Origin of the sequence: Rheinheimera hassiensis, assembly GCF_022436675.1 — a bacterium.
Taxonomy (GTDB): domain Bacteria; phylum Pseudomonadota; class Gammaproteobacteria; order Enterobacterales; family Alteromonadaceae; genus Alishewanella; species Alishewanella hassiensis.
On record NZ_JAKUJZ010000004.1, the window covers coordinates 360,164 to 383,942 of the forward strand.

Annotated in this window: 17 protein-coding genes; 13 read left to right on the forward strand and 4 right to left on the reverse strand. The window is 48.4% G+C overall.

Features of this window, described 5'->3' with window-relative positions; all coding sequences use genetic code 11:
- Positions 1 to 51: 51 nt before the first annotated feature.
- Positions 52 to 1,077: a LacI family DNA-binding transcriptional regulator gene (locus MJX74_RS10355; protein WP_240222785.1), complete on the reverse strand. Its 1,026-nt coding sequence runs from the start codon at positions 1,075 to 1,077 to the stop codon at positions 52 to 54.
- Between the two features lie 443 nt (positions 1,078 to 1,520).
- Between MJX74_RS10355 and MJX74_RS10360 the strand changes: the two genes are divergently transcribed.
- The 3 genes from MJX74_RS10360 to MJX74_RS10370 all read left to right on the forward strand — a co-directional run bounded on the left by MJX74_RS10360 (position 1,521) and on the right by MJX74_RS10370 (position 6,155).
- Entirely contained in the window at positions 1,521 to 4,199 is a 2,679-nt protein-coding gene (locus MJX74_RS10360) for a TonB-dependent receptor (protein WP_240222786.1), read from the forward strand.
- 89 nt (positions 4,200 to 4,288) lie between these two features.
- Positions 4,289 to 5,302, forward strand: coding sequence for a cupin-like domain-containing protein (locus MJX74_RS10365; RefSeq protein WP_240222787.1), 1,014 nt, complete (start codon positions 4,289 to 4,291; stop codon positions 5,300 to 5,302).
- 145 nt (positions 5,303 to 5,447) lie between these two features.
- On the forward strand, positions 5,448 to 6,155 hold the full coding sequence (locus MJX74_RS10370) for a SapC family protein (RefSeq protein WP_240222788.1): 708 nt from the start codon (positions 5,448 to 5,450) through the stop codon (positions 6,153 to 6,155).
- Positions 6,156 to 6,242: 87 nt separating this feature from the next.
- On the opposite strand, the gene MJX74_RS10375 is transcribed toward MJX74_RS10370, so the two are convergent.
- Positions 6,243 to 8,798, reverse strand: a complete 2,556-nt coding sequence (locus MJX74_RS10375; RefSeq protein ID WP_240222789.1) for a family 20 glycosylhydrolase — start codon at positions 8,796 to 8,798, stop codon at positions 6,243 to 6,245.
- 317 nt (positions 8,799 to 9,115) lie between these two features.
- Here MJX74_RS10375 and nagK point away from each other — a divergent pair, with 317 nt between their 5' ends.
- From nagK to MJX74_RS10395, 4 genes are read left to right on the forward strand one after another with little or no spacing between them, the layout of a single operon-like run.
- Positions 9,116 to 10,030 carry an N-acetylglucosamine kinase gene (gene nagK / locus MJX74_RS10380; protein WP_240222790.1) on the forward strand — a complete coding sequence of 305 codons (915 nt, stop codon included), beginning with the start codon at positions 9,116 to 9,118 and terminating at the stop codon, positions 10,028 to 10,030.
- A gap of 12 nt (positions 10,031 to 10,042) precedes the next feature.
- Positions 10,043 to 11,041: a glucosamine-6-phosphate deaminase NagB-II gene (gene nagB-II / locus MJX74_RS10385; protein ID WP_240222791.1), complete on the forward strand. Its 999-nt coding sequence runs from the start codon at positions 10,043 to 10,045 to the stop codon at positions 11,039 to 11,041.
- Between the two features lie 23 nt (positions 11,042 to 11,064).
- Positions 11,065 to 12,183, forward strand: coding sequence for an N-acetylglucosamine-6-phosphate deacetylase (gene nagA / locus MJX74_RS10390; RefSeq protein ID WP_240222792.1), 1,119 nt, complete (start codon positions 11,065 to 11,067; stop codon positions 12,181 to 12,183).
- Between the two features lie 60 nt (positions 12,184 to 12,243).
- On the forward strand, positions 12,244 to 13,572 hold the full coding sequence (locus tag MJX74_RS10395) for a sugar MFS transporter (protein ID WP_240222793.1): 1,329 nt from the start codon (positions 12,244 to 12,246) through the stop codon (positions 13,570 to 13,572).
- Between the two features lie 23 nt (positions 13,573 to 13,595).
- Here the strand turns inward: MJX74_RS10395 and MJX74_RS10400 are convergent, their stop codons facing one another.
- Positions 13,596 to 14,993, reverse strand: a complete 1,398-nt coding sequence (locus tag MJX74_RS10400) for a capsule assembly Wzi family protein (RefSeq protein WP_240222794.1) — start codon at positions 14,991 to 14,993, stop codon at positions 13,596 to 13,598.
- A complete protein-coding gene (gene coaD / locus MJX74_RS10405; protein WP_068228158.1) occupies positions 14,990 to 15,472 on the reverse strand; it encodes a pantetheine-phosphate adenylyltransferase in 483 nt (160 codons plus the stop codon). The genes MJX74_RS10400 and coaD overlap by 4 nt, the downstream gene beginning before the upstream one ends.
- 118 nt (positions 15,473 to 15,590) lie before the next feature.
- On the opposite strand from coaD, the gene MJX74_RS10410 reads away from it, so the two are divergent.
- The 6 genes from MJX74_RS10410 (at position 15,591) to MJX74_RS10445 (ending at position 23,689) form a co-directional block, all read left to right on the forward strand.
- A complete protein-coding gene (locus tag MJX74_RS10410; RefSeq protein WP_240222795.1) occupies positions 15,591 to 16,238 on the forward strand; it encodes a TetR/AcrR family transcriptional regulator in 648 nt (215 codons plus the stop codon).
- A 136-nt stretch (positions 16,239 to 16,374) separates the two neighbouring features.
- Positions 16,375 to 17,571: a glycine C-acetyltransferase gene (locus tag MJX74_RS10415; RefSeq protein WP_240222796.1), complete on the forward strand. Its 1,197-nt coding sequence runs from the start codon at positions 16,375 to 16,377 to the stop codon at positions 17,569 to 17,571.
- Between the two features lie 15 nt (positions 17,572 to 17,586).
- Entirely contained in the window at positions 17,587 to 18,612 is a 1,026-nt protein-coding gene (gene tdh / locus MJX74_RS10420; protein WP_240222797.1) for an L-threonine 3-dehydrogenase, read from the forward strand.
- Between the two features lie 215 nt (positions 18,613 to 18,827).
- Positions 18,828 to 19,322 (forward strand): PEP-CTERM sorting domain-containing protein, encoded by a 495-nt coding sequence (locus MJX74_RS10425; RefSeq protein WP_240222798.1) that lies wholly within the window; start codon positions 18,828 to 18,830, stop codon positions 19,320 to 19,322.
- A gap of 340 nt (positions 19,323 to 19,662) precedes the next feature.
- Entirely contained in the window at positions 19,663 to 22,758 is a 3,096-nt protein-coding gene (locus tag MJX74_RS21770) for a S8 family serine peptidase (protein ID WP_275692741.1), read from the forward strand.
- 133 nt (positions 22,759 to 22,891) lie between these two features.
- On the forward strand, positions 22,892 to 23,689 hold the full coding sequence (locus MJX74_RS10445; protein WP_240222799.1) for a GGDEF domain-containing protein: 798 nt from the start codon (positions 22,892 to 22,894) through the stop codon (positions 23,687 to 23,689).
- Positions 23,690 to 23,779 lie beyond the last annotated feature (90 nt).

The following is a 23,779-nucleotide window of genomic DNA, read 5'->3' on the forward strand; positions in this document are numbered from 1 at the left end:
GCGTGTTGATGTGAGCGCTCCGGTTCCGGTGGATTAAGGTTGCTATAGGCTTTATTCACTAACAGCAGTAGATTCACGTACCAGCAGCTCAGGGATAAATACCGGCTGCTTGTCTGACAGCGTCTTACTGGCATTTGGCTTGGTATGACGGAATAACAGCTCTGCCGCTTGCTGCGCTATGGTCACGTTAGGTTGGTGTGCTGTGGTTAGCGGCGGCCAGGTTTGGCGCGAAAATGGGCTGTTTTCAAAACCAGCAATCGCCAGTTGCTGCGGAATAGCAATATTCATCAGCCGGGCACTAAATAAGGCACCTGCGGCAATTTCATCATTACAGGCAAAAATAGCGCTGGGTTTTTTGCTCAGGCTCATCAGCTGTTTTGCACCTTTTACACCCGACTCAAATGAGTAACTGCCCGGCACAATAAACTTAGAATTGGGGGTAATGCCGCGTTTAGTCAGCGCTGCCTGATAACCGGCTAAGCGCTCGCCGCTTGAACTGTGTTCTTCGTCACCACATAAAAAGGCGATATCAGTGTGGCCCAGTTCCAGCAAATGGTTAGTAATTTTAAAGGCGGCGGTAAAATCGTCTACCAGCACACAGTTACTTAACTTAGGTGACGGCGTAGAGCCAGAGATAATCCTGACAAAATGTACGCCGATCTTTTCCAGCGCTTCGGCAATATGCGGCATTTCAGAAAACGGCGGCGTTAGCACCAGGCCGGCTAAACGTGATTGCTGCACTAAGTCTATCACTTCCTGCACAATATCCGGTGATTTGGCATTGGTGGGGTGAATAAGCAGCTCATAACCGTGCTTACGGCATGCATCAAGTAAACCACGTTGCATATCAATTACATAATAGGCATTAGGGTTGTCGTAGATATAACCAATGCTAAATGAGCGGTTACTGGCCAGATTACGGGCGGCAGCATTAGGCTGATATTGCAGCGCAGTAATAGCCGCCATCACTTTGTCATAAGTGTCTTTTCGCACCGACGGTTCATTGTTCATTACCCGGGATACGGTTTTAATAGATACCCCAGCATGGCTGGCAACATCATTAATGGTTACTTTCATGGTTTATCCCACGGTTTTACTACGTTAAGGCTGCCTATTATATCGCCATTTACAGTAATAGTTAGTATAGAAATGACAGCGTTGGTCATTCATTAGATCAAATTAAACTAATGGATACCTGTTTTTTTGCGAAACGGCAAATGTTAATTGCTATTGCGTTAAGAATGATACTGCCTTAGCTAATGCTGTATAGGTTTAACATTATGAATTATTTTTAAAAATTACACATACCACGATATTTTTTGTGATACTGGATTTTTGCAATACGGAAGAGGCGGGTAAATAAGCAAATAGACTAAGTTTGATAATGCGGTTAAATTTTCGTCGTATTTGGTTTGCAAAGGCAAATTTTTTTGTGTATGTTCATTTGCAATGACAGCGTTGTCATTGAGTGTCCGGGATAAAATAAAACAGTAAGATTAAAACAGGAACGGGAGAAGCATATGCAGCACAATAAAATTAATAAATGTGCCTTAGCAGTGAAGCTCAGCTTGTTGGTAGGAAGTGCCGCATTAACAATGCCAGCATTTGCCGCCGATCAGGTTGAAGCAACAGAACAGGTTGAAGTTATAGAAATCCGCGGTATACGCGCTTCACAAGAGGCGAACTTAAACGCCAAGCGTTACTCAAATGCCGTTGTAGATGTAGTTACGGCAGAAGATATTGGCAAATTCCCCGATAAAAACGTTGCCGAGTCGTTGTCACGTATTACCGGTGTTGGTGTAAGTCGTGAGTTTGGTGAAGGTGAAAAAATTACTGTACGCGGTGCCAGTTCATCTACTAACCGTACTTTGCTTAATGGCCAGACAGTAGCAACAGCAGACTGGTTTATTCTGGATAATCCAGGCCGTAGTTTCAACTACACTATGCTGCCCTCTGCATTGGTGTCTGATTTAGAAGTGTATAAATCGCCGCTTGCCAGTATTGACGAAGGCTCGATTGGTGGTACGGTTATTCTGCGTACGCGCAAACCGCTGTCGATGGAAGCAAACTCAGTCAATATTTCGCTGGAAGGGCAGTATTCAGAGGCGTCGGAGAAGTGGGACCCTCAGATCTCCGGCTTGTATTCATGGAAAAATGATGACGATAGTTTCGGTATTCTGGTGTCGGCGATCAAGCAGGATCGTAAAGTCGTTCGTGAAGGGATTGAAATTCTGGGTTGGCCAACTAACCCGGATTTAGACGCAAAAGTACCAAGCCATATTGGTGTGCCACGGTTTGAACAAGACCGTGAACGCGAAACCTTATTTTTGTCGTTGCAAGCAAGACCAAATGACAAGCTGGATATGGTGCTGAATGTGCTTGATTCCAAAGTAGATGCTAACAACCAGAACCAGAACTGGCTGATTTTTGTCAACAACAATGCAGCCGCGTTGACAAATACTGTCACCGAAAATGGCAGTATTGTGGCTGGCGAAGTCACAACAGGTGGTACAGCGGCTTATAACTTTATTAACCGTGTATCTTCAACTGAAACCCGCTCTATAGACCTCGATCTAACCTACAGTGCTGAAATGTTTGAGTTGCACACTCAGGTCGGTCACACCAAAGCTAAAGGTGGTACTTATCGCGAAACATCTTGGGAGTATGGTACTCCGGCAGATATTACCGGTTACACCTTTGATTTGCGTGGTGGTAAACCATCGGCGTCAACTACGGTAGATGCGTCTGATCCTACGCAGTTCCGTCCGGGTTGGATTTGGGGTGGCGAAAAGCCTACAACAGATGAAGAAACCTATGGTCAGCTTGATTTTACTATTCCGGTGCAAAAGGGCGCATTTTCAGCAGTAAAAACCGGTGTTAAATATCGTGCGGCAGAACGGACTCAAGACCGTATTGCTTACAGCTGGCATGGGCCAGAAACCATGACGGGTAACGAGGATGTCGCAGGTAGCTATCTGGACCATATTTTTGCCAGTTGTTACGATTTAGCCCAATGTGGTTTGTTTAGTGGCACCGTTAATATCGACGCCGTGGTAAATGGCAATATGACTCAGCAATTGGCACATAACCGTGCAGTGATGGAGCAAATTGCTTTCGAAGGGTTAGACGGTGTACCGGCAGATTATGCTAAATCACTTAATTTGCCTGAGATTTGGAGTGTTGAAGAGAATATTTTGGCGCTTTATGTACAGGGTGATTTTGAAGGTGAAGGTTTCCGCGGTAATGTTGGCATGCGTTATGTAGATACGCAGCAAACCTCAGGTGGTTATGAATTCTCCGGCGATTCCTGGGGCTTGCAGACTATAGACCGTGAATGGCTGACACCAGAATATTTAGCCTGGGTTGAAACGGACAACGATTACAGTGAAGTGTTGCCTAGTCTGAATATTGCTTTTGATTTATCAGAGGATCAGATCCTGCGTTTTGGTGCGGCGCGCGTAATGGCGCGGCAAGACTGGAATAATATTTCGTCGTCTATCACCTATGGTTCACTTGATGTAGCCCAGCCAACGGGTAGTGCCAGCAACCCGATGTTAATGCCACAAATTGCTGACCAGTTTGATATATCGTGGGAGTGGTATTTTGATGCATCAGCCTTATTTGCTGTAACCTATTTCCATAAAGATGTGAAAAGTTACCGCAGTTTTTCCACCTTTGTTGATCAACGTTACTGGGAAGAAGGCGAAGAGTGGGTCGATGTTACTTTTACCCGTCCTGAAAATGGTCCTGGCGGTAAAACAGATGGCTTCGAAGTCAGCTATCAGCAGGCCTTTGGTGATTTTGGCGTCAGTGCTAACTACACCTATACCAACGCCGAGCGTGATGAAGTGCGCGATCTGGCTTCACCGGGATCAGGCCTGGTTGAAGGTACCTCCAGACATATGGCTAACGCCAGCGTGTACTATGAGACGGATAAAATTGGTGCCCGTTTAATGTATAACTACCGCACCGAATGGTACAAAGGCCTGCACTATAACGGTGATGAGTTATGGAATGACAGCTATGGCCAACTGGATGCCAGCCTAAGTTACAACCTGACCGACAATATTACCTTTTCCCTGGAGGCGGTTAACCTGACCAACGAAGAAGTTGTTGAATATAATACAGATAAAGCGCGGTTGTTTTCTATCTATGAAAATGGTCGCCGCTTTGTTGCTGGTGTGCGTATGAACTTCTGACCCGCCAAATGTTGACCGTAAAGCCAAAGGTTGGTACTGCTAAGCAGTACCAACCTTTATATTTTCAGCCACTGAGTGGAGACAATTATATGAAAGATGTTACCCAGTGGCATAACGTCGATGAAGCCTTGTTCCGGCAGAAGATTGTTCCGTTGCACCAGCCAGCAGTATTGCGTCAGGCAGTAAAACACTGGCCAGCAGTGCAGGCTGCTTTGCAATCAGATATGCAATTACAACACTATTTTGCCGCACTGGATAACAGATCTGAGGTAAATACTATACTGGCTCATCCCGATAGCGGCGGACGTTTAAGTTACAACGAGACGCTGACAGGATTTAACTTTGAGCGACAAAAAGCGCCGGTTACTGCGGTTATTAATGAGCTACGCAAAATTAACGGTAAAAAAGATGCTTTGCATATAGCAGTACAAAGCGCCCGCACTGATGCCTGTTTACCGGATTTTCGCCGTTTAAATACGATGCCTTTACTGGCTGCTGATATATGTCCGCGGATCTGGGTGGGAAACCGCATTATAGTGCCGGCACATTTTGACAACGCAGATAATTTGGCCTGTGTTGTGGCCGGTTCCCGGCGTTTTACCTTATTTCCACCAGAGCAGGTCAGCAACTTATATATCGGCCCGCTGGATTACACTCCGGCCGGAGCCCCCATCAGTATGGTTGATATGCTAAAACCAGACTTTGCCGCACACCCTAAATTTAAATCGGCACTTGAGCACGCTCAGCTCGCTGAGCTTGAACCCGGTGATGTGCTGTATATACCTACCTTGTGGTGGCATCACGTCGAGTCATTGTCTGCAGTTAATGTTCTGATTAATTACTGGTGGGGCGGTTCACTGGGAGATGACGCAATTCAGGCATCGCCTTTTGACAGCCTGTTGCACACCTTAATGACGATAAGACAGCTACCGCCAGAGCAAAGGCAGCACTGGCAGGCGTTTTTTAATCACTTTGCATTTCATGCTGATGGCAACCCGGTTGCACATTTAACTGAAACACAACAAGGTATTGCCGGTGAGCTGCCGAACAAGCGGGATGCCAACATTAAAGATTGGCTGATTACACAGTTAAAAACTATGTAAGTAGTGAAGTGTTTTGGTATTGATCCCGTTGTTGACTTAGCGCATGATAACACCGCACTGCTGGTGGCGTTCGGGGTAGGCGACTTATAACAACATCTTTGCCACCAGTACTTCTCAAATCCATGAACAGAATAAAGAGCAGTTTATGACTTCAACACCTAAGATTGTGCCGTTAAATAAAGAACAGCACGCCGCAACTAAAATCAATAATAACAACGCCTTTTCTCATATCAGCAGCGAGCATTTATTACCGGTAGTGGTACACGAATTTGTTGTAGCCGGTGCTGAGTTTCCGATTGTATTTGTAAAAGCCAACGACACTTTTCAGCCGGTAGCTATGCTGGGTCTGGCTGCGCAGCAAAACCTGTTTATGCAAAATGATCAATGGCAGGCGCTGTATGTGCCACGTGCGGCGCGTAATTACCCGCTGGTGCTGGTTAAAGATAAGCCAGATGGCGATCGCCTGATGGTGGGCCTGGATGAAAGCTCGGCCCGTGTTGGTCAGGCTGAAGGTAATGCCCTGTTTAACGACGATGGCAGCGAAAGCGAGTTTTTAACCCAGCGTAAACAGCAAATGGCTGAATATGTCGATATGGGCATGATTACCCGCAACTTTGTGGAAAAATTACAAAGCCTGGAGCTGATTAAAGAACAGGTATTAACACTGACAATTAAAGGTGAAGAGCGCCGTATTAACGGTATTTACCTGATTGACGAGCCAAAACTGAACGAGTTGAGCGATGAAATGTTCCTTGAGCTGCGTAAAAACGGTTATTTAACCGCTATTTATGCTCAGCTGATGTCACTGCAGCATACGCAGAAACTGGTAAAGAAAATCGCTGACGCTGGTTAATTAATAAAGCTAATAGCTTGATGCGATTAGCTTTATTTGTAGTGTTGCCTGAAAGCCAGCTAACTTAAGTTAGCTGGCTTTTTATCTTCAAAGTTCGGGTATTACTGTACGGCTTACGGTATTGCCCAGACGGCTGCGCAGCCAAAGCGTAGCCGGTTGCGCTGGCGCGGCAGCTGGGCAGGGGTGCCAGCTCTGGCCCTGATCGGTACTACACTCGGTAGTTAAAAACGGCAGCGCCGTATTGACCTGCAGTTGCTCAGCACTGAGTTTTACGCCCGGTGGTGGCAGGTAAAAACTGCTGTTATTCGCAGCCAACCGGCCAAGCTCAACCTGGCTTAACCGCAAAGCAAACCGCTGCCAGTCCTGGCTACGCTGGATGCTGTTATTATTGGCCTCCCAGCCGGCTTTATGCCAGGCGCGTTCGGCCAATGCCAGCAGGCGGGGGTAGATCATTTGTTCCAACTGCTGTGCTGTACGTATGGTTTCGCTCCAAACCTGGCCCTGAATGCCCAGAATATTTTCTGCTTGCTTAAGTGCCGGCATTTCGCGGCCCACCAGAGCGTCTAAATCGGTAATCAGGGCGCCGCTGCGCGTAGTGTCGGCATTGGCGTACAAATTATCTGGCATAAAGCCAAACACTTTATCGATACCGCTAAAGCGGGTGGCCCAGTAATAACCACGCTCGGCCGGGTTGGCTTCATGCGGGTGATCAAAATACAAATGGGTGCCGGGTGACAGGATCACCTGATAGCCGTTATTAGCCAGCCGGTAAGCGCGATCGCCCACGCCCCATTCCCAGATATTGTCCCAGGCATTGGCTATTACCCGTTCATTAGCAAATTGGCTACGGTTAAAGGTATTTTGCCGGTCGTACATCAAACCGTCTTCCCAGCCTGCCAGTGAAAGGCCGCGCTGTTGGGTGATATTTGCCAGCCGGCTGACAAAATAGGGTTTTAAATCGGCAATTCCTGTTACGCCATTACCCGCGTCGTTAAACAACTGCAGGCATGCAGCAGAACCGGTCCAGGAGCCGTTTGCTACCTCATCGCCACCCATATGAAAAATATTCAGTTTAATACCGGCCTGGCGGTACATTTGCTGTAGCTCATACATCACTTTATCGACAAAAGCATAGGTTGAGTCCATACAGACATTTGCTGAATTGTCGTTATAGTTTTGCACGCTAAGATAACTGGAACTGTCGTTCGGATCAGACAGCAGATATTGGCTGGCTGCTTCTGGTTGCCCAGCGGCCATTAAACGGTTATGGCGGGCTTTCATGGCTACAATAGCGGCACGGGCGTGCCCAGGCAGGTCAATTTCCGGTATGACTTCAATATGACGCTCGGCAGCGTATTGCAAAATTTCAATGAAATCGGCTGTGCTGTAATAACCATTACCAGAGCCATCCGGGTGCGGCCCGGTACCAAGTTGAGTAAGCAGGCAGTGCTGTTCGGTTAAATCAAAGCAACGCTTGGCGCCGATGTCGGTTAGCTCCGGCAGACCGGGAATTTCCAGCCGCCAGCCTTCGTCTTCTGTCAGGTGCAGATGCAGCTTGTTCAGTTTGTAGCGTGCCATATTATCAATTAGCCGCAACGTCACCTCTTTACCATGAAAGTTGCGCGCCATATCGTAGTGCATACCGCGCCAGGTGGCGCGTGGCTGATCGGTTATTTTTCCTGCAGGTAGCAGCAGTTTATTGTCTTGTAGTTGTAGCAGCGCCAGTAATGTCTGCACAGCATAAAAGGCACCGGCGTTGTCTTTACCGGTAATGCTGATGGTTTTATCGCTGATATCGAGCTGGTAGCCCTCAGCAGTAACAGCTAAGCCGCTATCTACCTGTAGTGTAATCACGCTGGTTTTTTTATCTGCCACGGCGCTGCTGCCGGGCACCGATAACCCCATTTGCTGTAACTGCTGTTGCAGGTATTTTGCTTCTTGTGTCAGGCGGCCACTAAAATGAATGTGCCAGCTGTTATCCAGCGTAACACGGCGCTTAGCAAATTCGGCATGAAGTGGCGTAGGTATAATGCGGGTGCTGACATCATCGCTTATACGGGCACTGTTTAGCTGCGTGTTGTGGTTAAAGCGTAAGGCGGCGTCGACCACCGGCACCTGATCCGGCTCGCCCATATTGCGTAGCTGTTGCGTTGGTGCACTAATAGGCCGCACAAACTGGCTAAAGTCTTCAGTATCAGTGTTGCGAAAAACTTCGGCTTGCAGCTTAGCAAAGGCAATAAAAGCGCGTGGCATAAAATCACTGTAGCTTACCATCCAGGGGGCCGATTCAAACGGCAGCGTCAATTGTTGCGAGGGTTTAAGGCCGGCAAAGCCCGCTATCGGGCGGATACGGTGCAGGTCGCCTTGTACGTGTTCAATTTGTAAACCCTGTTGCCGGGTAGGCTCTATGCGGCGGATCAAATGAAAGTAAATTTGCCAGTCTGCTTCGCCTGCAGGCAGGGCTTGTGCAGAGTTATTCTGCAGTGTTATAGCAGCGCTAAAACGGGAAGGTGTCTCTAGCTTGTTTGACTGCACACTAAATTGCAAGCTGCTGTTTTGGGCAAATTCTGCCAGTTGCTGCTGGGTCCATGCCGCCGATGCCGGAGCTGCACTTAGCATCAGTAAAAACATAATAACGCGCATAAAAAATTCCCCTGTTGTCGCGGGTGCTATGCAATTTGCACCAGCTTGTTATTTTAGTATGTTAACAAACAACTTAAGTATCTTATGTAAATTTATGATTATATTGTTAATTTTAAATTTAATGCGGTCAGCGCCGTAAAATGCCAGTCTGTTTTTCAAACAAGACACTTGTTATTTGCCAGATTTATTATATGCTGATTTTTAAAAATGACAACGCTGTCAATTTACTTTGCCAACAGGCAAACCGCAAGTAATAACAGACAGCAACAGTGATGACAGCCAGCGGTATTAATACAACTTGCAATGAGGTTAATAGGATGAGAACAGCGCTGAAGGCCGATACGCCTTTATATTTAGGAATAGATGGTGGTGGCAGCAAATGCCGCGCTGTTATTGTATCGTCAGATCAGCACATTTTAGGCGAAGGCTTATCCGGCCCGGCTAACCCGTTGCGCGGTATGAAAGTGGCAACAGACTCTATTTTAACGGCGACCCAGCAAGCGCTTACCAGTGCGGGCCTCGCATTTAATGATATGTCGCGCTTAATTGCCGGTGCCGGTTTGGCAGGTGTCAATATGCCGCAGTATTTCCGGCTTTTTTCTGACTGGCAGCATCCGTTTAAAACACTGCATCTTACCAGTGACTTGCATATCGCCTGTATGGGCGCGCATCAGGGGCTTGATGGTGCGGTAATTATTGTTGGCACTGGTTCTTGTGGCCTGGCCGAAGTAAACGGCCAACTGATAGAGGTCGGCGGCCATGGCTTTCCATATGGTGATAATGGCAGTGGTGCCTGGTTTGGTATGCAGCTGCTGCACAAGGTATTACTCAGCCTGGATCAGCTGGCACCGCCTACGCAAATGACAACCTTGCTGCTACAAGAGCTGGCAGCCAGCAACAGTATTGAAGTGGTGTCGCATTTTATGCAGGCAACGCCGACTACCTATGCCAAATATGCACCTTTAGTATTTATTGCGGCAGAAGCAGGCGATGCGACGGCAATGCAGCTGGTGCGTCAGGGCGCAGAATTTATCAGTGCTATTGCCGACAGGTTACTGAGCATAGCGCCGCCCAGGTTATCTTTTATTGGCGGCTTGGCGCATAAACTGCTGCCGTATCTGCCAGAACATACTCAGCAAAAGGTTACACCGGCATTACAACCGCCGGAACTCGGTGCAGTGTGGTTTGCCCGTCAGCGCAGCCAACTGCCATCTTCCGTTATGTCGTTATAGGTAAGAAGTAAAATGAGCAACAGTATTATGGCTCTGGAAGCCACAGAAGCGCCACAACGTATTGCAGAACAACTGGCAGCTAATGCCGCTACCGTGCAACAGGTGGTAGAACAAATTCGTCAGCGCTCACCCAAGTTTGTTTATATGGTGGGCCGGGGATCTTCTGATCATGCCGGGGTATTTGCCAAATATTTAATTGAAATAGAAGTCGGCCTGCCTGTAGCGGCCGCCGCGCCATCGATTGCCAGCGTGTACAATAAATCGTTGCAGCTGGCCGATGCGCTGGTACTGGTGATTTCACAATCGGGCCGTAGCCCGGATATTCTGGCGCAGGTGGAGATGGCCAAACGCAGCGGCGCTATGGTTGTCGCGTTGGTAAACGATACTACCTCACCTTTGGCTGAGCAGGCGCATTACACGCTGCCGCTGCATGTCGGTGCTGAAAAAGCTGTGGCCGCCACCAAAAGTTATCTGGCTACCTTAAGTGCTATTTTACAGCTGGTGTCGGTATGGTCGGGTAATCAGGCATTGCAACAAGCCGTGCAGCAATTGCCGCAAAGTTTGCAGGCAGCTATCGAATTACCACAGCAGTTAACGGCACAGGCGTTAGAGAATGTGGCGCATCTGGTGGTATTAGGCCGTGGCCTGGGTTATGCCATTTCGCGCGAAATTGCGTTAAAGCTAAAAGAAGTATGTGGTATTCATGCTGAAGCATTTTCCAGTGCTGAGTTTTTACATGGTCCGGTTACGCTGGTAAAGAATCAGTTCGCTATTGTCGATGTCACTATAGAAGATGAGAGTTTAAGTGCGCACCGCAGCCAGATAGAAGATGTGCGCAGCCGTGGAGCGGCTATAGTGCAGCTACATCACCGTGGTGTAAACGCCGATGCGCGGGTGTTGCCCTTACTGGTATTGCAGCGCTTTTATCTGGATGTTGAAGTGGTGGCCCGTAGCAGAGGTATTAATCCCGATGCACCGCCAGGCCTGAATAAAGTGACCAAAACGGTATAACCCAACCTAACGGTAATAAGTAGATGCAGCAATTAAGTGTCAGCCGCCTGTTTGACGGCGAAAAGTGGTTTGATAATGTCAGTGTCGTTATTAAAGACGGCGTTATTCAGGTAGTAACACCGGCAGCCGGTGCAGTACAGCAGGGGTTGCTGGTGCCTGGTTTTATTGATGTACAGGTTAACGGTGGCGGCGGAGCTTTATTTAACACCGCCCCCAGCCGGCAGACACTGCGCACTATGTTGCAGGCACATGCCCGTTTTGGTACCACGGCTATGCTGCCCACGGTAATTACCGACAGCGTAAAGGTAATGCAGCAGGCAGCGGATGCTATTGCCAGTGCTATTGCTGATGCCGAGCCCGGTATTATTGGTGTGCATTTTGAAGGGCCGCATTTATCGGTACCGAAAAAAGGCGTGCATCCGCAGCAGCATATCCGGCAGTTAAGTGAGGCAGAGCTGGCGATATACAGCCGTACTGATCTTGGCATTAAGCTGGTAACGGTAGCGCCGGAAAACCTCAGCCCGCAGCAAATACAGCAGCTGGTAACGCTGAATGTGATTGTTTGCCTTGGCCACTCTAATGCAGATGCTGCCACAGTGCAGGCTGCGCTGGATGCCGGTGCCACCGGCTTTACCCACTTATATAATGCTATGTCGCCGCTGACCTCGCGTGAGCCGGGTATGGTGGGGGTAGCGCTGGCAGATGCCAACAGCTGGTGCGGCGTGATTTTTGACGGCCATCATATGCACCCGGTGGCTGCCAAAGTGGCATTGGCGGCGAAACGCCAAGGTAAACTGATGATCGTAACCGATGCCATGTCGCCGGTAGGCACCTCAGACAGCGAATTTGCTTTTTTTGACGGCAAAGTGATACGAGAAGGCAATAAACTGACCAATGCAGACGGTGCGCTGGCTGGCTCGGTGCTGGATATGGCCGCCGCCGTGCAGTATGCCGTGGAACAGCTTGACGTCAGTGCCGCAGAAGCCTTACGCATGGCGTCGTTGTATCCTGCGCAGTTTTTAGCGCAACCTAATAAAGGCCGCATAGTGGCCGGGGCGCAGGCAGATTTAGTGTTACTGAATAATAACTGGCAGGTGCAGGCTAACTGGATTAACGGTCAGCCGGTATTTACTGCCCAATAACATACTAACAAACATATTAATAACATAATAATGGCACAATAATAATAGCGGGGAATAAATATGGACATGACAGCTGAGCAGGCAAAAAGGCGCAGCAGCATACTGCCAATGACAATTATCGGTATTTTATTTTTTATCTTTGGTTTTGTAACCTGGCTAAATGGCTCACTGATTCCATTCTTACGAATTGTCTGTGATTTAAATGAGTTTCAGGCATTGTTTGTTACAGGGGCGTTTTACATTGCTTACGTGGTGATGGCATTACCCATGTCGTTTGTGTTGAATAGAGTGGGTTTTAAGAACGGCATGGTGGTTGGCTTAGTTATTATGGCCGTCGGAGCCACGTTGTTTATCCCCGCAGCGCAAACCGCACAGTATGGCTTGTTCCTGTTGGCATTGTTTGTGTTGGGCACCGGCTTAACGATATTACAAACCGCGTCCAACCCTTACATTGTGTGTATTGGTCCGCGTGAAAGTGCAGCTATGCGTATTAGTATTATGGGGTTGGTAAACAAAGGCGCTGGCATTGTGGTACCAGCATTATTTACTGTGCTGATCTTAACCGGAATGGATCAATTTGATGCACCAGTGTTGGCTGCATTAACCGATGCTGAGCGTGCTTTGCGGTTAAGTGAATTATCTAACCGTCTGGTAACACCTTACATTTACATGGCTCTGGCTTTGATAGCGCTGGCGGCTTTTGTTAAATATTCGCCATTGCCTGAGCTGGATTTAAGCAGTAATAACACAGCTAACAACGATACCAGCGGACGCTGGACTGACGTATTTGCCCATCCGCAACTGATTCTGGGTGTAGTCGCGTTATTTACTTATGTTGGCGTCGAAGTTATTGCTGGCGATACTATAGGTCTTTATGGGCAGGGCCTTGGAGTAGAAAATTTTGGTGCATTGACGTCTTATACTATGAGTTTTATGGTGCTGGGTTATATCGTCGGCGTGTTCTGTATTCCGAAGTACTTGTCGCAAGCCCGCGCACTTCAGGGATCGGCCATCTTTGGCTTATTGTTTACGTTGGGCGTCATGTTTGGTGCATCAGATAACAACACAATCGCCAGTCTGTTGCTAGGATGGAGCGGTATTCCTTTGGTACCAGATACTGTGATGTTTTTAGCGTTGTTGGGTTTTGCCAATGCGTTGGTGTGGCCAGCGGTATGGCCTCTGGCGTTAGAAGGGCTGGGTAAACTTACCAGCACTGGATCTGCGCTACTAATAATGGGTATTGCAGGTGGCGCTTTATTGCCTTTGCTTTACGGTTATATTGCCCACATTAGCGGCAATAGCCAGCAGGCATATTGGATCATGCTGCCTTGCTATAGCTTTATCCTTTTTTATGCTTTTAAGGGCCATACTATGCGGCGCTGGCGGTAGCTCCTGAACAAATGCGCGGTAGCTTAAAAGCGGTATTCCCAGGTTACTGCCAGGCTGCCGCGTTTAACGCGCAGTTCTGGCTCTGGCGATTTATCAAATGCCCGGCCCTCTATACTTAGCAAGCCGTTAAACAACGGTTGGCGATACTCCAGCCTTAACTGCCAGTTTTTCAGCTCTGAACTGGCAGCAAGAAACTCACCACGCAGCACACTAACCGCCCAGCTGTAACCGTCAAATGTCTGATAGCGGTAACCTGCAGACAGTACTCTTGCATCAGCTCCATAACCGCTGCCGATAACCCGGCCATAGCGGCGGTAGCCTTGCGGATAAATGTCGCCTTCGTAGGCACAATCGCCAGCTAACATCTGTTCTTCACAGCGAATATAGGTGTCGGACCATTCCAGATTCAGGGTATGCACCGCAGTTTCACTGCCGAAAAAAGTACGCACGCCATACAGTTGCATTGGTTTGCCTAACTTGCGGCCACCGTTATCGTCTGCCAGCTCGGTATAAAAGCTAAAGGGGCGGTTAAACAGATTGGTATGAAAAGTTACATCCACTGCAGCCAGGTTATCGGCGTTGTTGTCATCGTTTAGTAACAACATATCGCCGAAAGCATCCAGACCGTTATCCAGCGTATCGCCGCCCCACTGGCTTACCCGCGATAAGCCAAGTTCCAGTTGCGGCAAGGGCCTGGCGCTGAAACGGGCGCCAAAATGCTTAATCTGCTGTGGCATGCTGCTGTGCTCGCCCTGACCAATAAAGGTGGTAAAACTCCACGGACCTAACCAACTAAATAACAAGGTGTCACTTTTCTGCCAGCTATGGCGGCTTAAGCGCAATGACGGAATGGGGCGGGCATTATTGGTTAGCAGCAGCGAGGTTTGCTGGCCCGGCCCCCACCATAGCGGCTGTTGGTCCAGTGCCAGCACCCAGTTTCCGGCAATAACGGCCATATAGCTGCCGTCATACGTCAGCTCTTGCTCGTTACTGCCATCTTCCAGTTTGCGGTAATTCACCTGAGTTTTGGCTGCCCAGTTATCGCCAAGATATTCTTTAAATACGCTGGCACTGGCTTTATCAAAATAAGTTTCACCAAAGCTTTGGTACAAAGAGGGATCTGAGCTGGCTTTAAGTTTAATACCGGCCATATAGCTGTGCTGGTTCGCATTTAAGGCTGAGCGCACATGGGCCAGCGCAAAGCGCAGCTCTTCTGTGGGTTGCTCCTGCGCAGCCGCTAAATCGGCAACAATGTTTTTCCACATTAGCGGGTAGGTATTTACCGGGCCGGTAATAACCCCGGCATGAGACAGCGTCTGCAGTGACTGACGCAAATAGTTGTCGGTAGTATCCACCCAGGGCGCAGCCGCAGCTGGCACGGCAAACAGCAGTAAACTTAATAAAGAGGGTTTAAAGGTCATAATTTAAATTTAGCTTTTAACGCCTGTTCAACATGGCAGGGCACAAAGCTGGAGACATCACCGCCATGGCGGCATACTTCTTTTACCAGCGTAGAGGAGATAAAGGTGTTCTTTTCTGACGGTGTCATAAAAATGCTGTCCAGCGCCGGGTTTAACTGGCGGTTCATACTGGCCAGCTGAAATTCATACTCAAAGTCCGCGACAGCACGCACACCGCGGATCAATACCTGTGCTGATTGATCTTCAGCAAATTTAGCCAGTAAACCTGAAAAGCCAATAACACTGACATTGCTGATACCGGTAAAGGCCTGTTGTGCCAGCGATACCCGATCATCCAGACTAAACAGTGGCTGTTTGCTGGGGTTGGCTGCTACTGCCACTATTACCTGGTCGAATATACGGGCTGCCCGCAGTACTAAATCGGCATGCCCATTGGTAAGTGGGTCAAAGGTGCCTGGGTAAATAGCTTTTATTTTCATTGGGTTGTAAGCTTTCCTTGGCAAGGGCACAGCAGTGGCTGTCCTGCGACTAGAGTTTTTAGTCAATTTGGCGTTACTATAGCAAATTAATTTAGCTAACAATAAGCCTGTTTCGCAGATGGAAAAGAAGTTAAGAACTAAAGATAAAATTCTGCAAGCCAGCATAGAGCTGTTTAATCAGGTCGGTGAGCGTCAGGTCACTACCAATCATATTGCTGCCCACCTGGGAATTAGCCCGGGTAATCTGTATTACCACTTCCGTAATAAAGAAGACATCGTCCGGCAGATTTTTAAAGAATATGCCAAGTTGCTGGAAACCCGCATTAAGCCACCATCGGATAAAGGCGAGGCTCTGGATGCACTGGCGTGTTATCTGGACGCGGTGTTTGAGTTGATGTGGCGCTTTCATTTCTTTTATGCCAATTTGCCGGATATTTTATCGCGTGATCCCGCCTTGCAACAAGATTACCTGCAGGTACAGCAAGGTGTATTGGCTCGGGTTATTGCCGTGCTTAAAGCGCTGAAGCAATCCGCGGTAATTCAGATTGACGATGACGACATTACCGATCTGGCGCACAGCATAAAACTACTGGTGACATTCTGGGTCAGCTATCTGAAAACCCAGGCTCCGGATCAGGCTATTGATCAGGCCAGCGTATATCAGGGAGTGCTTAAGGTATTACTACTATTTAAACCTTATGCCACCGAGCAGGCCCGGCCCCGTATCGCCCGTTTACAGCAGCATTATGAAGTGTTGGCACAATAATACCTTTGTAGCTTAAGCTTTACACCTGCAGGTCTGAGCAGCACTGCAGATAAGTGAAAAGCGCTGCAGGACAGCGCTATAAGCTTTACAATGGCGCCGTTTTTTCTGTTATTTCACCCCCGCAACAGGAGGCTTTATGCGCAATGGCGCGTTTCTGCAACATCTACAACAACAAATAGACGATGTTAAAGCAGAAGGTTTGTACAAAGCAGAGCGTATTATTACGTCACAACAAAGCGCCGGCGTTACCGTTGGCGGCCAACAGGTACTGAATTTTTGCGCTAACAACTATTTAGGCCTGGCCAATCACCCGGATTTAATTACCGCTGCACAGCAGGGCTTGCAAAGCCATGGTTTTGGTGTGGCGTCGGTACGTTTTATCTGCGGTACCCAGGATATTCATAAAACGCTGGAGCAAAATATCAGCGCATTTTTAGGCACGGAAGATACTATTTTGTACTCTTCCTGCTTCGATGCCAATGGCGGCTTGTTCGAAACGATCTTAGGCGCCGAAGATGCAGTAATTTCTGATGTATTAAACCACGCCTCTATTATTGACGGTGTACGTCTGTGTAAAGCCAAACGTTACCGTTATGCCAATAACGATATGCAGGAACTCGAAGCACAGTTAAAACAAGCCGATGCCGATGGCGCACGCTTTAAGCTGATTGCCACCGACGGCGTATTCTCGATGGATGGCGTAATAGCCGACTTAAAATCCGTGTGCGATCTGGCTGATAAATACGGCGCCATGGTAATGGTAGATGACAGCCATGCGGTGGGTTTTGTTGGCAAAAATGGCCGTGGTACCCATGAATATTGCGATGTGATGAACCGCGTCGATATTATTACCGGCACCCTGGGTAAGGCCCTCGGCGGTGCGTCCGGTGGCTATACCTCCGGCAAAAAAGAAGTAATCGAATGGCTGCGTCAGCGCTCACGGCCGTATCTGTTCTCTAACTCGCTGGCACCGTCTATTGTTATCGCCTCTATTAAGGTGCTGGAGATGCTGGCATCGGGCGATGCGCTGCGGGCTAAGCTTTGGGATAACGCCAATTATTTCCGCGAAAAAATGTCTGCTGCCGGCTTTACGCTAGCCGGTAAAGATCATGCCATTATTCCGGTAATGCTGGGCGATGCCAAAGTAGCGGCAGAAATGGCCAAACGCATGCTGGCCGAAGGCATTTACGTAGTGGGTTTCTCTTTCCCGGTAGTGCCAAAGGGCCAGGCGCGGATCCGCACACAAATTTCAGCAGCACATACAACAGAGCAACTGGATAAAGCAATTGATGCCTTTATCCGTATTGGTAAAGACATGGGCGTGATCGCATAAGGGCGGGGCGTGAAAATGAAAGCATTAGCAAAGTTAAAAGCAGAACCGGGCATATGGCAAACCGAAGTCGACAAGCCGGAAGTGGGCCCGAATGATGTATTAATCCGCATCAAAAAGACCGCTATTTGTGGCACCGACGTGCATATTTACAAATGGGATGAGTGGGCGCAAAACACTATTCCGCACGGTATGGTGGTAGGCCATGAATACGTGGGCGTAATAGAGGGCATGGGCTCGGAAGTACGCGGTTTCAGCATTGGTGACCGTGTCTCCGGTGAGGGCCATATTACCTGTGGCTACTGCCGTAATTGCCGTGCCGGTAGGGTGCATTTATGCCGCAACACTATTGGCGTGGGGGTTAACCGCGCCGGCTCTTTTGCCGAGTATTTGGTTATTCCGGCCTACAATGCCTTTAAACTGGCGGATAATATTCCGGATAATATCGCTGCTATTTTCGACCCGTTTGGTAATGCGGTGCATACAGCCTTGTCATTCGATTTAGTCGGTGAAGACGTGCTGATCACCGGTGCCGGCCCCATAGGTATTATGGCTGCGGCTGTGGCGCGCCACGTGGGTGCCCGCCATGTGGTGATCACCGATGTTAACCCGTACCGGCTGGAACTGGCGCTGAAAATGGGCGCTACCCGCGCGGTGGATGTTAGTAAGCAAAATTTGAAAGATGTGATGAAAGAGCTGGGTATGACAGAGGGCTTTGACGTTGGCCTGGAAATGTCCGGTGTGCCGGCGGCGTTTCGCGCCATGCTGGATACCATGAACCACGGTGGTAAAATTGCCATGCTGGGTATTCCGCCTTCTGATATGGCGGTAGACTGGAATAAAGTGATTTTCAAAGGCCTGGTGATTAAAGGCATTTATGGTCGTGAGATGTTTGAAACCTGGTACAAGATGGCCAGCCTGATTCAATCCGGGCTGGATTTAACACCCATGGTAACGCATGAGCTACCGATGGAGCAGTTTCAGCAAGGCTTTGATATTATGTGCTCCGGCCAATCCGGCAAAGTGGTATTGAACTGGTCTTAATGTAGCGCCATGGCCACAACGAAAAAGCGAACTGAGGTTCGCTTTTTTTATGTCCGCTTTTTTGTCAGTAACATAAGGTTACAGGTGTATCTTTGAATTTTAATTTATTAAATTATTGATTTTTAAATAAATAATTAGTTGGATTGGTTTATGCATTGTACTGATGCAAGCTATTGCATTTACTACAACCAATAACAAAATTCAGAGGTATATCCATGTTGAAGTCTATATTGTTTGCTCTATCAGCTTTGGTACTGAGCAGTCTGGCGCTACCGCAGAACGTGCAGGCCGCACCTATCATGACACAAGAATTCCTGTTTGATGATGGCACCAGTTTTGGTGTGCTGTCTGTTGATCTGGATAACATTGACGAGTTCGGTAATGTACTTGAGTGGGAAGCGTTTGAACTGTTCGGTTTTACCATCGGTGAGAGCTTTCTGTTTCTGGCTGAATATGACCCGTTCAACCTGGCTGCAGGTTTTAGCTTCTTAAACTTCGACGTAAATGATATCTCCAACTCATTTGCTTTCCAGGGCTTCTGGGACGGCGCTTTTGGTGAAGGTTTCATTGACATTTTCAGCACGGATGGCGAGTTCGTTGATGCTGGTGCCTTCTCTTTAAGCAATGCCACTTTGGTGTCTGAACCAGCAACAGTATTTCTGATGTTGGGTGCGATTGGTGGTTTATTACTACGCCGCCGTCAAGGTTAAGTGTCAGCTTTTTTATCAGTGAAATTATTTGTAATTAACAACTATGGCGGCTTGTTTACACATGTTGTTCCTGCTGTCAGGGGCAACATGGTTGCCATGGTTGGGGTGGTAACCCATATTTAAGTGTCTGCTTTTTATACATGTCTGTCAGGCGGCTTTTACATTTGGCCATGTTGTCGGCAGAGATAAAAGCAAAGCAGATTGAAGGAATCCAGGTTAAAAAAGAGTGCTCGAATAAATATCGTCAGATGCCGTGAGAAGTTCACAGCCTTGGTTTAACAAAACCTGACTGTGTGTTTGCACAGCTCTGATGGGTAATAAAAATAAACGGAGATATTACATGCGATTTAACAGAATTATGTCCAGAACTGCGCTAGCAGTTGCAGTAGCTGTCGGCGCGGTCCACGCCAATGCACTGGCAAACCAATATGAAGTGACCGTCGACCCAAGCCAACTACGTCAGGTAGCCGACGATAGCACAGACGCAGTGCCTTATATCGTTCAGGTGAAAGGCAAAAGCGGCGTAGAAAGAGCAGAAGAGCTTGGTGAACTGCTACCCGCCAGGCAATCAGTTGCCCGGGCGCTGAACCGCTATAATGCCGGCTCAGCTAAAATGCAAAGCTATACTAATAGCTTAAAAGCGTTCCACCAGGAACTGGCGGCACAAACCGGTGCAGTACAGGTTATTTATTCCTACACACACACCTTCAATGGTTTCTCTGCCAAAATGACGGCAGCACAAGCTGAAGCAATGCGCAGCCTGCCGAACGTTGTTGGCGTATGGCGTGATGAAGCTCAGCAATTGACAACATCAAATACCCCGGCGTTTCTTGAACTGACAGGCTCGCCTGAAGGTTTACACACTCTGGGTGTGAAAGGCGAAGATGTTGTTATTGGTATTGTTGACAGCGGTATTTGGCCAGAACATCCAAGTTTCGCTGACGATGGTTCATACGGCCCACTGGCTGGCTGGGCCGGAGTGTGTGATACCGGTGAAGATGCTGATTTTAGCTGTAGCAATAAGCTGATTGGCGCACGCTACTATAAAAACTCTTTCGAAAGCGTGTATCAGTTACAACCGGGTGAGTTTGTCTCACCACGTGATGCTGATAACCATGGTACTCACGTTGCATCAACCGCTGGTGGTAACGAAGGTGTAACGGCTGTATTTAATGGTACTGCTGTTGCAACCGTATCCGGTATCGCGCCGCGCGCACGTATCGCTATGTATAAAGCCTGTTGGAACAGCAGTTACGTTAGCCCGGAGGGGGTAAATGAGCGTGGCTGTTTCTATGGCGATACCATGGCCGCTATTGACCAAGCCGTAGCTGATGGTGTTGATGTTATTAACTATTCTATTGGTGGTAGTTTAACCGATTTAACCACCTTAGCTGTAGCGGCGAAGCTGCGTGCTACTCAAGCCGGTGTATTTGTAGCTGTATCAGCCGGTAACGATGGCCCGGGTGCAGGTACTATTGGTACTCCGGCACCATGGGTGACCACTGTTGCGGCATCGACGTATGATGGTACCAGTATTGCCAATGGTATTGAGGTAACTGCAGGTCCGCTGCAGGGTACTTATATTGCCGTTGAAGGCGGTACTTCTAAACCTTTGAGCGAAACCGGCAATATCACTGCCGACATTGCGGTTGCTACTCCGATTGAAGCTTGTACACCACTAAGTAATGCGGTTGAGCTGGCAGGTAAGTTTGCGCTTATTCAGCGCGGCACCTGTAGCTTTGACATTAAACTGGCCGCTGCAGAAGCTGCCGGTGCTGTAGGGGTTATTGTATATAACAATACTACTGCTTCTCCATCTGTTATGGGTGGCTCAAGTAGTTTTGCTATTCCAGCGGTAATGACTACGCTGACTGCAGGTAATGCGTTTAACGCTGAAGTTACCGCTGGTGGTACTGTTAGTGTAACAATGAGCCCGTCTGTATTTGTTAATGATGTAGTTGAAGTAGGCAACCTGATGGCGGGTTTCTCGTCACGTGGCCCTAACTTGGCAACGTCTGATGTTATCAAGCCTGATATTACTGCACCGGGCGTTAAAATTCTGGCCGGCGCGTCATCTGAGCCTATGTTAGCTGCGCACGGTAATAGCTTTACCTATCTGCAGGGGACTTCTATGTCCAGCCCGCATATTGCAGGTATGGCTGCTCTGGTAAAAGAAGCTAACCCAAGCTGGACACCTGCGATGATTAAATCTGCGCTGATGACTACAGCACGTCAGGATTTAACCAAAGAAAACGGTGTTACACCAGCAGATCCGTTTGATTTTGGTGCAGGCCATGCGGTACCAAACAAAGCGACTAACCCAGGTTTAACTTACGACATCAGCAATCTGGATTACTTTGCCTTCCTGTGTGGTATTGGCAACCGTGCCTTCGTACTAAGCGCAAGTGGTTTCTCCTGTGATGCATTTGAAGCGGCTAATTACGACACTGATCCAAGCCAGCTAAACCTGCCATCACTGGCTATTGGCGAGTTGTCTGGTACAGAAACCTTATACCGTGAAGTAACGGATGTTAGCGGTTCTGCCTCTGTTTATACGGCAACAATTGAAGCACCGGCCGGTGTTGATGTTACTGTTGTGGGTGGCAATAGCATGGCAGTGTCTGCCAATGGTAAAGCGGCGTATGGTTTAACCTTTAAACCAAACCAAAGCGCTGTTATCGGGCAATGGGCATTTGGTGCTATTACCTGGTCTGACGGTGTGCACAGCGTGCGCAGCCCGATCGCGGTCAGAGTAGTACCACCAAAACTGATTGATGCGCCGGCCAATATCGCCGCGTCAGTAGTGGCTAAAGCCGGTCGTATTAGCTTCCCTGTGGTAATGAATTACACCGGTTCGACCAGTGCCAGCATTGTCGGCCTGAATGCACCAGCAGGCTCCAGCCGCACCATCACGCAGGATCCTGATAGTACTTTCAGCTTCAATGAGCCAGGCTTAGGTTTACATACTTTCGAAGTGCCGGCTGGTACCAGAGTCTTGCGTTTTAGCTTGTATGAAGCTTTGGCTAATGTGCCAGGTGCTGATTTAGATATGTATGTTTATCGTTGTATTGCGTCTTCTTGTACTGCTGTAGGGTCTTCAGCCAGTAATGGTGGCAATGAGCAGGTAACACTACTGGATCCAGCTCCTGCGGCTAATGGCGCTGCCGGTGACTTCTATCTGGTATTCGTGCATGCCTACGACCTGTTAGGTCAGGCGACAGTTAACTACACTATGCCATTATGGGTAGTGGGCACAAATCAGGGGAATACCAGAGTTGCCGCAAGCACCAGGGCAATTGAAGGGCGTTCTAACAATGTTACTGTGCAAACATCTAACCTGACTGCCAGTCCACTCCCATATCTGGGCGTGGTATCGTTCAAAGGTGCTGATGGCCTTGAGCAGGCAACAACCTTGCTGGAAGTAACAGCAAACTGATCGTATGGTAATTGAAAGGGCCCGGTTGAAAAACCGGGCTTTTTTTTAACTAAAACTGCCGCGGTAAGGCTTAATAAGCTGGCCTATACTGAATAAGCGACTTATAACGCCCGGGAGCGGCTGGGAGCTTGTTGTGCTGACAGCTAGACGTAGTCAACCGCGGCAACTATTGTGGCTTAACTTACTGCTACTAATGGCTGCCTTAGTAAGTGCTTGTGTACGTGCTGACACCTTGCCCCGTAATACGATGACAGGGCCTGCTGATTACAAGCTGATTTTTATGTCGCTATTGCTGTTACTGGTTATCGCGTTATTAGGCTTTATTACCTTCAGGTCTCGCCGCATGGCTTTGGCCTTACGAGCCGAAATAGCCCGCCATGCACAAACCGAACAGCAACTGATTGAACGTAATAAAGAGTTGCTGCAACTGGCCAGCACCGATCTTCTTACCGGCTTATTAAACCGGCGTGCGGTTATGCAGCAAGCACTAAGTGAACTGCGCCGTGCTAAGCGATACCAGAAAGATTTAGCTGTACTGATGTTGGATATCGATCACTTTAAACAGATTAATGACCAGTATGGTCATGCTGCCGGTGACAAAGTGCTGCGTGATTTTGCCTTGCTATGCCAACAGAGCATCCGCGACACAGATTTACTCGGCCGTTACGGTGGTGAGGAGTTTATTCTGGTACTGCCAGAAATTGATTTGCAAACCGCTATTATGTCAGCCGAGCGGCTTCGCATGACAGTGGCACAACATAATTTTACCCTTACCGACAGTACAGTGTTGCAGCTTAGTTGCAGTATTGGCATTGCCATGTACCTGCCAGAGCGTGACGATTTGGATAAGCTGCTATTAAGGGCTGATCAGGCGTTGTATCAGGCCAAGCATCAGGGCCGTAATCGGTGTGCCGTGCAAACAGGTGTTTAGAAACCAGATAAAAATGCCCACTGTCATATTACTGAAATAAAAATGCAGCAAACTAGCACCAGTTCAACATCGGACAACCGAGGAATTACC

Coding starts and splice junctions, on each gene's coding strand:
- MJX74_RS10355 (WP_240222785.1), bottom strand. CDS start 1,077: ATGAAAGTAACCATTAATGATGTTGCCAGCCATGCTGGGGTATCTATT.
- MJX74_RS10360 (WP_240222786.1), top strand. CDS start 1,521: ATGCAGCACAATAAAATTAATAAATGTGCCTTAGCAGTGAAGCTCAGC.
- MJX74_RS10365 (WP_240222787.1), top strand. CDS start 4,289: ATGAAAGATGTTACCCAGTGGCATAACGTCGATGAAGCCTTGTTCCGG.
- MJX74_RS10370 (WP_240222788.1), top strand. CDS start 5,448: ATGACTTCAACACCTAAGATTGTGCCGTTAAATAAAGAACAGCACGCC.
- MJX74_RS10375 (WP_240222789.1), bottom strand. CDS start 8,798: ATGCGCGTTATTATGTTTTTACTGATGCTAAGTGCAGCTCCGGCATCG.
- nagK (WP_240222790.1), top strand. CDS start 9,116: ATGAGAACAGCGCTGAAGGCCGATACGCCTTTATATTTAGGAATAGAT.
- nagB-II (WP_240222791.1), top strand. CDS start 10,043: ATGAGCAACAGTATTATGGCTCTGGAAGCCACAGAAGCGCCACAACGT.
- nagA (WP_240222792.1), top strand. CDS start 11,065: ATGCAGCAATTAAGTGTCAGCCGCCTGTTTGACGGCGAAAAGTGGTTT.
- MJX74_RS10395 (WP_240222793.1), top strand. CDS start 12,244: ATGGACATGACAGCTGAGCAGGCAAAAAGGCGCAGCAGCATACTGCCA.
- MJX74_RS10400 (WP_240222794.1), bottom strand. CDS start 14,993: ATGACCTTTAAACCCTCTTTATTAAGTTTACTGCTGTTTGCCGTGCCA.
- coaD (WP_068228158.1), bottom strand. CDS start 15,472: ATGAAAATAAAAGCTATTTACCCAGGCACCTTTGACCCACTTACCAAT.
- MJX74_RS10410 (WP_240222795.1), top strand. CDS start 15,591: ATGGAAAAGAAGTTAAGAACTAAAGATAAAATTCTGCAAGCCAGCATA.
- MJX74_RS10415 (WP_240222796.1), top strand. CDS start 16,375: ATGCGCAATGGCGCGTTTCTGCAACATCTACAACAACAAATAGACGAT.
- tdh (WP_240222797.1), top strand. CDS start 17,587: ATGAAAGCATTAGCAAAGTTAAAAGCAGAACCGGGCATATGGCAAACC.
- MJX74_RS10425 (WP_240222798.1), top strand. CDS start 18,828: ATGTTGAAGTCTATATTGTTTGCTCTATCAGCTTTGGTACTGAGCAGT.
- MJX74_RS21770 (WP_275692741.1), top strand. CDS start 19,663: ATGCGATTTAACAGAATTATGTCCAGAACTGCGCTAGCAGTTGCAGTA.